A 10,805-nucleotide genomic window follows, 5' to 3' on the forward strand; every position below is an offset into this window, starting at 1 on the left:
CGGGACCGGTGCTGTGACCGGTGCTGTGACCGGCCCACCGGAGGCCGCGGGCGTCACGGTCCGGGTGCCCGCGAAGGTCAACGTGCAGCTGGCGGTGGGCGCGGCCCGCCCCGACGGCTTCCACGACCTGGCCAACGTCTTCCTGGCCGTCTCCCTCTACGACGAGGTCACGGTCACCCCGGCCGACGCCCTCACCGTCAGCTGCTCCGGTCCCGACGCCGACCAGGTCCCCCTGGACCGGACGAACCTGGCGGCGCGGGCCGCCGAGCTGCTCGCCGCCCGGCACGGCCTGGACCCGGCCGTCCACATCCACATCGCGAAGAACATCCCCGTCGCGGGCGGCATGGCGGGCGGCAGCGCGGACGGCGCGGGCGCGCTCCTCGCCTGCGACCTGCTGTGGGGCCTGCGGAGCACACCGGCCGAGCTGCTGGAGATCTGCGCCGAGCTCGGCAGCGACGTCCCCTTCAGCCTGGTCGGCGGCGCCGCGCTCGGCACCGGACGCGGCGAGCAGCTCGCCCCGCTGGAGTCCGGGATCTTCCACTGGGTCTTCGCCGTGGCGGACGGCGGCCTGTCGACCCCGGCGGTGTTCCGCGAGTTCGACCGGCTGGCGGCCGAGGCCGGTACGGACATCCCCGTGCCCGAGGCCGCGCCGCGGCTGCTGGCCGCGCTGGCCACCGGGGACCCGGACGCGCTGGCCGCCACCGTGGTCAACGACCTCCAGCCGGCGGCGCTCTCGCTGCGCCCGCAGCTGGGACGGACGCTGGACGCGGGTCTGGGGGCCGGGGCGCTGGCCGCCCTCGTCTCGGGCTCCGGGCCGACGACCGCCTTCCTGGTGCGGGACCCCGAGTCCGCGGCGAAGGTCGCCGAGGCGCTGTCCGCCTCCGGCACCTGCCGGACCACCCGCGTGGCCACCTCCCCGGCCCCGGGCGCCACCCGGCACTGAGCCCGACCGCCGCGCGGGGGCCCGTACGACCGGCCGCGCGGGGGCCCGTACGGACTCCCGCGCGGCCCCCGCGCACCCGCGCGGCCGCTCGCGCAGCGGTCGGGTCCGGCCGGGAAGGTTAGGGTGGGGGGCTGATCCACCCCTTTCCCTGGAGCGCGTCTGATGGCCGTCAATCTGGTCAATGTCGAGGCAGTCAGCAAGGTGTACGGAACCCGTGCCCTGCTCGACGGCATCTCCCTCGGCGTGTCCGAGGGGGACCGGATCGGCGTCGTCGGACGCAACGGCGACGGCAAGACCACCCTCATCCGGATGCTCGCGAAGCTGGAGGAGCCCGACACCGGTCGGGTCACCCAGAACGGCGGACTGCGGATGGGCGTGCTCACGCAGCACGACTCCCTGGACCCCGCCGCCACCATCCGCCACGAGATCATCGGCGACATGGCCGACCACGAGTGGGCGGGCAACGCGAAGATCCGCGACGTGCTGACCGGCCTCTTCGGCGGCCTGGGCCTGCCCGGCTTCGAGCACGGCCTGGACACCGTCATCGGCCCGCTCTCCGGTGGCGAGCGCCGCCGGATCGCGCTCGCGCAGCTCCTGATCGCCGACCAGGACCTGCTCGTCCTCGACGAGCCCACCAACCACCTCGACGTCGAGGGCATCTCCTGGCTGGCCCAGCACCTCCAGGCCCGCCGCTCCGCGCTCGTCTGCGTGACCCACGACCGGTGGTTCCTCGACCAGGTCTGCACCCGCATGTGGGACGTGCAGCGCGGTGACGTGCACGAGTACGAGGGCGGCTACAGCGACTACGTCTTCGCCCGCGCCGAGCGCGACCGGATCGCCGCCACCGAGGAGTCCAAGCGGCAGAACCTGATGCGCAAGGAGCTGGCCTGGCTGCGCCGCGGCGCCCCCGCCCGCACCTCCAAGCCGCGCTACCGCATCGAGGCGGCCAACGAGCTGATCGCCGACGTGCCGCCGCCGCGCGACACCAGCGCGCTGATGAAGTTCGCCAACGCGCGCCTGGGCAAGACGGTCTTCGACCTGGAGGGCGTCACCGTCCAGGCCGGCCCCAAGACCCTGCTCCAGCACCTGACCTGGCACCTCGGCCCCGGCGACCGGGTCGGCCTGGTCGGCGTCAACGGCGCGGGCAAGACCTCGCTGCTGCGCGCGCTCGCCACGGCCGCCCGCACCCAGGGCGACGAGCAGCCCGCGGCCGGCAAGGTGACCGTCGGCAAGACGGTCCGGCTCGCCTACCTCTCGCAGGAGGTCGGCGAACTCGACCCGTCCCTGCGCGTCCTGGAAGCCGTACAGCGCGTGCGCGACCGGGTCGACCTCGGCCAGGGCCGCGAGATGACCGCGGGCCAGCTGTGCGAGCAGTTCGGCTTCACCAAGGAGAAGCAGTGGACGCCGGTCGGCGACCTCTCCGGTGGCGAGCGCCGCCGGCTGCAGATCCTGCGCCTGCTGATGGACGAGCCCAACGTCCTCTTCCTCGACGAGCCCACCAACGACCTCGACATCGAGACCCTGACCCAGCTGGAGGACCTCCTCGACGGCTGGCCCGGGTCGATGATCGTGATCTCCCACGACCGGTTCTTCATCGAGCGCACCACCGACACCGTGATGGCGCTGCTCGGCGACCAGAGCCTGCGGATGCTGCCGCGCGGCCTGGACGAGTACCTGGAGCGCCGGAAGCGGATGATCGCCGAGGCGGCGCCCGCGCCCGCCCCGTTCGCGGCCAAGGAGAAGACCTCCTCGGGCGACGCGCGCGCCGCGAAGAAGGAGCTCCAGAAGATCGAGCGCCAGCTCAACAAGATGTCGGACCGCGAGACGAACCTGCACGCGCAGATCGCGGAGAACGCCACCGACTTCGACAAGGTCGCCACGCTCGACGCGGAGCTGCGCGAACTCATCACAGACCGGGACGAGTTGGAAATGCGCTGGCTGGAGCTGGCCGAGGACGCGTAGGTTCCGCCTCAGCCGGGCACCAACTGGCCGGATAACGACCACGTCACGGGCCGGTCCTCCCTTGGGCACAGGGGCTGGACCGGCCCGTCCGGCGTGCGCCCGCAGTGATAGAAAGGGCATCCCCCACGCCCGACCGACCCCGAAGGTACCGCTGATGACCGAGCCGCCGAGTCCGCCGACGCCGCCGAACCAGCCAGCTGTACCTCCCGGTTACGGACACCTGCCCGGCCCGCCGCCGCCCTCCGCGTACGGCTTCCCGCCGCAGGGCGACAACCCGTACGCGCAGGCGCCGCCGCAGCAGCCCGGTCAGCCGCCGCAGCAGCCGCCGGCCCCGCAGGGCCCGTACGGCCAGCAGCCGCAGCCCGGATACGGATATCCGCAGCCCCCGACCGCGCCGATCGGGATGCCGCCCACCGGGCCGACCCCGCCCCGCGGCCGGACGCAGCTCCTGGTCACCGCCTCCGTGGTCGTCACGCTGGTGCTCGGCACCGGCGCGTACTTCGCCTTCGCCGGCGATGACGGCGACGGCAAGAAGCCGGCCGCGGCCGGCAGCTCCGCGCCCGTGACCCAGCCCTCCGGCTCGCCCTCCGTCGACAAGGGCGACGGCAAGGGCGGCAACGGCATGAGCGACGTCGACCTCAACTCCGGCCGCAAGCCCGGCGAGGGCAAGGTGCTGTGGCTGAAGACCAACGCCACCGAACTGCCCGGCGGCGGCGGGGACGCCACGGGGCAGTGGATCGTGGGCGACACCGTCGTCAAGTCCCTCTTCAAGTCGCTCATCGGCTACGGCGTGGCGGACGGCAAGCAGAAGTGGAAGCTCGACTTCCCCGTCAAGGTCTGCAGCACCCCCTACCAGACCACCACCGACGGCAAGGTCGTCGTGGGCATCATGAACGGCGAGTCAGAGCAGGCGAGCTGCAACCAGCTCACGATGGTCGACCTCAAGACGGGCAAGAGGGGGTGGACGAAGGAGATCCCCAAGGAGGGGATGTTCGACATCATGGTCACCCCCAGCCTCGCCATCACCGGTGACACCGTCACCGCCAGCCGCGTCGGCGCCGCCAGCGCCTTCAAGGTGAGCACCGGGGACCGGCTGTTCGGCTCCAACGTCCCCGAGGGCTGCACGCCCGGCTCCTACGCGGCCGGTCAGGGCAAGGTCGTCGCCGTCGCCACCTGCGCCGACGGCATCGAGGAGCTCCAGGGCACCGACCCGGTCAGCGGCCAGAAGAGCTGGACGTACCGCTTCCCGCAGGGCTGGAAGGTCAGCAAGGTCTACTCGGTCAACCCGCTCGTCGTCGACGTCAAGGAGCGCGACAAGAGCCAGCGCTCCATCATGGTCATCGGCCCCGACGGCAAGCAGCGCTCGCAGCTCAGCGGCGAGGGCCAGTTCACCCCCCGCTGCGACGACCCGATCCTCGACCGGCCGCTCCAGGACTGCTGGGGCATCGTCGTCGACGCGGGCTCCGACACGATCGTCCTGCCGACCGAGGGCGTCTCCAACGAGCTGGTCGCCTTCGACATGGGCACCGGCAAGGCCAAGTGGCGCACCCCGGCCGGCGACAAGCGCGTCCTGGTCCCGCTGAAGGCCGAGGGCGGCAAGCTCTACGCCTACAACAGCGCGGCGGACAGGGCCACCGGCGGCGAGGTCATCTCGGTCCCGCTCGGCGGCGGCAAGCCCACCACGGTGCTGCACAACCCGTCCGGGCCCGCCGCGCCGCTGGAGAACTCCTTCTACACCCCGCAGATCGCCTTCGCGGACGGGCGGCTCTTCATGTCCTCCACGCACATCACCGGCGAGGGCAAGGACGAGAAGTTCCTGATGGTCTTCGGCAAGTGACCGTGCCCGTGCCCGTGTCCGTGACCTTGTTCGCGTCCGTAGTCCCGTCGTCCACCCGGCCGCCCACGAGAGGCAGTAGCACCCGATGAGTACCCCGCCGCCCCCGCCGAACCAGCCCCCGTCGGGCGGCTTCGGCGCGCCCCAGGACCCGCCGCCGGGCGGCTTCGCGCCGCCGCCGCCGGCCGCGCCGCCCGCCCCGCCGGCGCCCCCGCAGCAGCCGCCGGGCCCGGCCTACGGCTACCCGCAGCAGCAGCCGCAGCCCGGTTACGGCTATCCGCAGGCGCCGCCGGTCGCGCCCGCCGCACCCGCCTACGTCCCGCCCGCGAGCGGTGGCGGCGGTGGCGGCGCCAGCAACGACCTGCGCAACCAGCTCCTCATCGTGGTCGCCGCACTCGTCGCCATCGCCCTGATCGTGGGCGGCGGCTTCTGGTACGTCTCCGGTGACGACGGCAGCGCCAAGAAGGACGTCGCCAACGGCCCGACCGACGGCAAGAGCCCCGGCGCGGGCGGCGAGGGCGACAAGTCCGGTGGCGGGGTCGCCAGCGAGAAGCCCCCGGCGAACACCAAGGCCAAGACCCTGGTCAACCTCCCGCAGCCGCAGGTCGCCGACCTCGCGCACGTCGAGGGCTCCTGGGTCACCGACACGCTCTACGTGAAGTCCGACGTCGCCAAGGTCGTCGGCTACGACCTGAACACCGGCGCCCAGAAGTGGTCCATCGCGCTCCCGGCCGAGCTGTGCGGGGCCACCGCGCACATCAGCGGCGGAAAGAGCGCGATCCTCTTCAAGGAAGCGCTGGCCAGCGACGCCAACAAGTACCCCCGCTGCAACCAGATCGGCGTCATCGACCTGAACGCGGGCAAGCTGGCCTGGTCGACCACCATCAAGGCCGCCACCAGCGGTGACAAGCCGGTGGAGTTCAAGGAGGTCACCCTCAGCGGCAACACCGTCGCCGCGGGCGGCCTCCAGGGCGGCGCGGGCTGGAACCTCGCCGACGGCAAGAACCTGTGGCCCGCCAAGGTCGACGGCGAAGGCTGCTACGACCTCGGCTACGCCGGTGGCCCGGCCCTCGCGGTCATCCGCAAGTGCGGCCCGTACGGCAGCCAGTACCTGCTCGCGCAGAACCTCGACCCGACGACCGGGGCGCCCAAGTCCTCGTACAAGATGTCGCAGGGCATCGACTACGCCGCGATCGTCTCCACCAAGCCGCTGGTCGTCGCCGCCGACGTCGGCGACGCGGCCAAGGGCGGCAGCGGGGTCAGCGACCTCTTCGTCGTCGACGACGCGGGCGCGCTGAAGACCCGTATCCCGGTCTCCTCCGGCAACTACTCGGTGCGCTGCGACGGGCTGTTGGTCGAGGGCTGCAAGAAGATGGCCGTCGGCAACGGCAAGGTCTACCTGCCGTCCGTCGAGCACCAGGGCAAGGACCAGTACGGCCGGACCAACGAGCTGCTGTCCTTCGACCTGACCACCGGCAAGCAGACCACCGACCGGGCCGACGCGGGCGAGCAGTACACGATCATGCCGCTGCGCATGGACGGGCCGAACGTCATCGCCTACAAGCTGCCCCCCTACAACAAGGGCGGCCAGGTCGTCAGCATCGACACCGCGACGATGAAGGAAACGCTCCTCATGGAGATGCCGGAGGACAAGAACATCCGGCGCCCCGAGACCAGCATGTCCGCGATGGGAGCCGAGTTCCGTTACCACAACGGGCGGTTCTTCATCTCCCAGACGCTGATCAGCAAGCCCTACTCGGCGACCGCCGACCCGTCGTACCTGTTCGTGTCCTTCACGACCGGCTGACCCGGCCGGACCGCCCCCGCCCCCCGGAAGTCGTTCTCCTCCGGGGGGCTTCGGCGTGCCGGTGTCCCGGGGCCGGGCTACCGTGGCGAGGGTGACGGGAATCGACGCCGACCGGCTGTGGTCCAGGTCCATGCCGCAGGCCTACGAGCGGTACCTCGTGCCGGTCCTCTTCCGGCCCTTCGCCGAGGACCTCGCGGCCCGGGCGGCGGCGCTGCGCCCCGGACGGATCCTCGAACTGGCCGCGGGCACCGGCGTGCTGACATCGGAGCTGCTCGCCGCGGCGCCGTCGGCCGAGGTGACGGCCACCGACCTGAACGAGGCCATGGTCGACTTCGGGTCGTCCCGGGCGCCGGGGGCGCTGTGGCGACAGGCCGACGCGCAGCGGCTGCCGTTCCCGGACGGGGGCTTCGACCTGGTGGTCTGCCAGTTCGGCGTGATGTTCTTCCCCGACCGGGTCGCGGCCTTCACCGAGGTCCGCCGGGTGCTGGCCGCCGGCGGCCGGTTCCTGTTCAACACCTGGGGCCCGATCGCCGCGCACGCCTTCGACGCCGCGGTGCAGGCCGGGCTGGAGCGGGCCTTCCCGGACGACCCGCCGCGGTTCCTCCCCACGGTCCCGCACGGCTACGCCGACCCCGCGGTCGTGGCGGCCGACCTGGCGGCCGCCGGGTTCGTCGTGGAGGAGGAGCGGGAGCTGACGCTGGAGGGCCGGGCCGCGTCGGCCGCCGACGTCGCCACCGGCTTCCTCACCGGGACGCCGGTGCGCGGTGCCTTCGAGGAGCGCGGCGGCGGCCCGGCCGCCCGGGCGGTCATCATCGAGGAGACCACGGCCCGACTGGGCCCGGGCCCGGTCGTCGCCCCGATGACGGCGTACGTCTTCACCGGCGCGGCCTGACCGCCCATCGCTCGTACACGGGGTCGCCGACCTGCCAGGTGTGCCCGCCGGGGTGGAACCGGAACTCCGCGCACCCGGCGCCGGTCCCGCCCGGGGCGGTGTCGCCGACCGGGCAGTCGGGGCGGACGAAGACCGCCTGGCACGACCTGCCCTCCGGCCAGCGGGCCCATAGGGCGGTCGCGTCCTGGTTGTCCACGATGAGGGACCAATGCGGGCCCGTGGCGTGTTCGAGGGTGCAACGGATCCGCTGTGGGATGGGGACGAGTTCGCGGTACGGGGCGTGACCGGGCCCGAGCGCGTCCAGGGCGGCCACCAGAGCCGGGCCGAGCAGGAGGGTCTGGGCGCCGCAGATGTGGCGTTCGTGGGGCATGGGGGTGCCTCTCCGTGTCCGAACAGCTACCGGGGAGAGCCAGGTTGGCCTAAGGTCAGAAATTCTTCAACGTGTCAACCTGTCGGATGTGAAGGAAGGGATGGCGCGCCCGTGAACCGCAAGGAGTTGAGCCCGGACAGCTCGCCGCGGGCCGCGTTCGGGGCGCGTTTGCGCAGTGCCCGGGAAGCGCGGGGCTGGACGCAGGATGAGCTGGCCGAGCGGACGGGGTACTCCAGCCAGCACGTCTCAGCAGTCGAAACCGGTCGGAAGCCGCCGACCCTGCGGTTTTCACGCAGTGCGGACCGAGTGCTCGAAACCGACGACGCTTTCGAGCGTGCGTGGCGCGAGATTCGACACGGTTCGCTACTGGAGGGCTTCCAGGAGTACGTCGACTACGAGAGCCGGGCCGTGGAGATCCGGAAGTTCGAGATCGGCATCATCCCGGGTCTGTTGCAGACGCCCGAGTACGCGCATGCGCTGGCGGAGAGCGATGTTCGGCGGGGCGCCATCACCGCCGAACGCGCAGCCGCGCGCGTGGCGTTGGTGGCGAAGCGGCAAGCTGCGCTGGAGCGGGCCCGACCACCCATGATGTTCACGGTGCTGGACGAGAGCTGTCTCCGTTGGCTCGTCGGTGGCCCCCAGGTCATGGCCGCTCAGCTCGAACGGTTGAAGGAATTCGCCGGCCGCCCGAACACGGTGCTTCAGGTGGCCCCGTTCAGCATGGGCACGCGTCGCTCGATTGGCATGGCGGTGATCTTGTTGACGCTGCCCGACCGGTCCGTGGTCGGCTATGCCGAGTCCTGGTTCCGGGGGTACCTGGATCGGGAGAGTACAAAGGTGCTGCCCGTTCTGAGGGCCTTCCATCAGCTGCAGGCCGAGGCGCTCTCCCAGGCGGAGTCCGTGGCCTTGATCGAAGAGCTGGGCAGGGGCGCCGCATGACGACCGGACCCCCGGCCGATGTCAAGGCCCGCGGGGGCGGTCGCCACTGACGGGGGCTTCTGTTCCGTATCCACCTCGCGGCGTCGAACAAGCGTGTAGCTTGCCGGGTCAGAAGGGTCGGGGGTGAGCGCCGCAATGGGCGTACGGGTCATGGTCGTTGACGATCACCGGCTGTTGGCCGAGGCGCTCGCCTCGGCGTTGAAGCTGCGCGGGCACCGGGTGCTGGCCGCGGCCGCGCCGGCCGCCGGGGCGGCCGAGTTGGTGATCAGCCGCGCCCCGGAGGTCTGTCTGCTGGGCACCGCCACCCCCGCCGAGCCGGGGATCTTCGAGCCCATCGTGCGGATCCGGCGCGAGAGACCGCAGATCGCCGTCGTCGTGCTGGGCCCGGTGCCCAGTCCGCGGGGGATCGCCGCCGCCTTCGCCGCAGGCGCCTGCGGGTACGTGCGCCAGGACGAGCGGATCGAGGGTGTCGAGCGGGCCCTGGCCAAGGCGCGGGCCGGGGAGGCGGCGGTGTCGCCGCAGCTGCTCCAGAGCGCCTTCGCGGAACTCCTCAACCCCACCGCCCAGCCGGACGACGAGGGCAGCAGGCTGCTCGGGCTGCTCACCCCGCGCGAGGTGGAGGTCCTGGTCCGGGTCGCCGAGGGCGAGGACACCCGGCTGATCGCGGCCGGGATGGCGATCGCGCCGAGCACCGCGCGCACGCACGTCCAGCGCGTGCTGATGAAACTCGGCGTGGGCTCCCGGCTGGAGGCGGCCGCGCTGGCCGCCCGTACGGGCCTGTTGGACCGGGCGGCCCGCCTGTAGACGTCGTCGTCGCGGGCGCGCGATTTCCCCGTGGGTGCGGACATGCGGTAAGCCAGGGGGGAACGGGTCGCGACACGCGAGCGGCCGTGCGACTTCGAGAGGTAGTAGGCGAGTGAGCAAGTACCTGGTCACCGGTGGCGCCGGATACGTGGGCAGCGTGGTCGCGGCCCACCTGCTGGAGGCCGGACACGAGGTCACCATCCTCGACGACCTCTCGACCGGCTTCGAGGCGGGCGTGCCGCAGGGCGCCACCCTCGTCCACGGTCGGATCCAGGACGCCGCCCGCCACCTCGACGCCTCCTTCGACGCGGTGCTGCACTTCGCGGCCTTCTCGCAGGTCGGCGAGTCCGTGGTCAACCCCGGCAAGTATTGGGACAACAACGTCGGCGGCACGCTCGCGCTGCTCACCGCGATGCGCGAGGCCGGGGTGAAGAAGCTCGTCTTCTCCTCCACCGCCGCGACCTACGGCGAGCCCACCGAGGGGCTGCTGACGGAGGAGTCGGTGACCAAGCCGACCAACCCCTACGGCGCCTCCAAGCTGGCCGTCGACCACATGATCAGCGGCGAGTGCGCGGCGCACGGGCTGACCGCGGTCTCGCTGCGCTACTTCAACGTGGCCGGTGCCTACAAGGAGTTCGGCGAGCGGCACGACCCCGAGACCCACCTGATCCCGCTGGTGCTCCAGGTCGCCCTCGGGCAGCGGGAGTCGATCTCGGTGTTCGGCGAGGACTACCCGACGCCGGACGGCACCTGCGTGCGCGACTACATCCACGTCGCCGACCTCGCCGAGGCGCACCTGGCCGCGGTGGCCGTGCCCGCCTCGGGCGAGCACCTGATCTGCAACCTGGGCAACGGCAGCGGCTTCTCGGTGCGCGAGGTCATCGACACCGTCCGCAAGGTGACCGGGCACCCGATCCCGGAGGTCGTGGCCCCGCGCCGGGCCGGTGACCCGGCGGTCCTGGTGGCTTCCGCGGCCAATGCCAAGGAGCGGCTCGGCTGGACGCCCTCCCGTGCGGACCTCGCGGGCATCGTCGCGGACGCCTGGGCCTTCGCCCAGCGCTGACCCGCCGGCCCGGCGAAGCCATTCCGGCCCGGGGGGCTCTACTGTCCCCCCGGGCCCGTTCCGGCCTCGCCTGAGCTGCCCCGGCCGTCCGGGATGGCCCCGACTGGCCCGGCCACCTCAGCCTCGCCGGGGGTGGGGGGGCGGGGGGCGGGGGGGGCCCCGGGGGCCCCCCCGGGGGGCGGGGGCCCCGC

At 72.5% G+C, this 10,805-nt stretch carries 9 protein-coding genes; 8 read left to right on the forward strand and 1 reads right to left on the reverse strand.

Annotated elements, in window-relative coordinates; genetic code table 11:
• The first annotated feature begins 13 nt into the window (after positions 1 to 13).
• The 5 genes from ACIBEA_RS24510 to ACIBEA_RS24530 all read left to right on the forward strand — a co-directional run bounded on the left by ACIBEA_RS24510 (position 14) and on the right by ACIBEA_RS24530 (position 7,438).
• Complete coding sequence (locus ACIBEA_RS24510; RefSeq protein ID WP_399264295.1) at positions 14 to 943, forward strand: 4-(cytidine 5'-diphospho)-2-C-methyl-D-erythritol kinase; 930 nt, start codon at positions 14 to 16, stop codon at positions 941 to 943.
• Positions 944 to 1,105: 162 nt separating this feature from the next.
• Entirely contained in the window at positions 1,106 to 2,905 is a 1,800-nt protein-coding gene (locus ACIBEA_RS24515) for an ABC-F family ATP-binding cassette domain-containing protein (RefSeq protein WP_399264297.1), read from the forward strand.
• Between the two features lie 154 nt (positions 2,906 to 3,059).
• The gene (locus tag ACIBEA_RS24520) at positions 3,060 to 4,742 is read left to right on the forward strand and encodes a PQQ-binding-like beta-propeller repeat protein (protein ID WP_399264299.1); all 1,683 of its coding nucleotides are present in this window, start codon (positions 3,060 to 3,062) and stop codon (positions 4,740 to 4,742) included.
• A gap of 85 nt (positions 4,743 to 4,827) precedes the next feature.
• Complete coding sequence (locus ACIBEA_RS24525) at positions 4,828 to 6,546, forward strand: PQQ-binding-like beta-propeller repeat protein (RefSeq protein ID WP_399264301.1); 1,719 nt, start codon at positions 4,828 to 4,830, stop codon at positions 6,544 to 6,546.
• 130 nt (positions 6,547 to 6,676) lie between these two features.
• Positions 6,677 to 7,438, forward strand: a complete 762-nt coding sequence (locus ACIBEA_RS24530) for a class I SAM-dependent methyltransferase (protein ID WP_399264431.1) — start codon at positions 6,677 to 6,679, stop codon at positions 7,436 to 7,438.
• Here the strand turns inward: ACIBEA_RS24530 and ACIBEA_RS24535 are convergent.
• Positions 7,422 to 7,808: a hypothetical protein gene (locus ACIBEA_RS24535; protein ID WP_399264302.1), complete on the reverse strand. Its 387-nt coding sequence runs from the start codon at positions 7,806 to 7,808 to the stop codon at positions 7,422 to 7,424. The two genes, ACIBEA_RS24530 and ACIBEA_RS24535, sit on opposite strands and share 17 nt — an antisense overlap.
• A 111-nt stretch (positions 7,809 to 7,919) precedes the next feature.
• Between ACIBEA_RS24535 and ACIBEA_RS24540 the strand changes: the two genes are divergently transcribed.
• From ACIBEA_RS24540 to galE, 3 genes are all read left to right on the forward strand, one after another.
• On the forward strand, positions 7,920 to 8,747 hold the full coding sequence (locus ACIBEA_RS24540) for a helix-turn-helix domain-containing protein (protein WP_399264304.1): 828 nt from the start codon (positions 7,920 to 7,922) through the stop codon (positions 8,745 to 8,747).
• Between the two features lie 135 nt (positions 8,748 to 8,882).
• Entirely contained in the window at positions 8,883 to 9,551 is a 669-nt protein-coding gene (locus ACIBEA_RS24545; protein WP_399264433.1) for a response regulator transcription factor, read from the forward strand.
• Positions 9,552 to 9,663: 112 nt separating this feature from the next.
• Positions 9,664 to 10,614 (forward strand): UDP-glucose 4-epimerase GalE, encoded by a 951-nt coding sequence (gene galE, locus ACIBEA_RS24550; RefSeq protein ID WP_354380523.1) that lies wholly within the window; start codon positions 9,664 to 9,666, stop codon positions 10,612 to 10,614.
• Positions 10,615 to 10,805: the final 191 nt, after the last annotated feature.

Origin of the sequence: Streptomyces sp. NPDC051555, assembly GCF_044454405.1 — a bacterium.
In the GTDB taxonomy this organism is placed as follows: Bacteria; Actinomycetota; Actinomycetes; order Streptomycetales; family Streptomycetaceae; genus Streptomyces.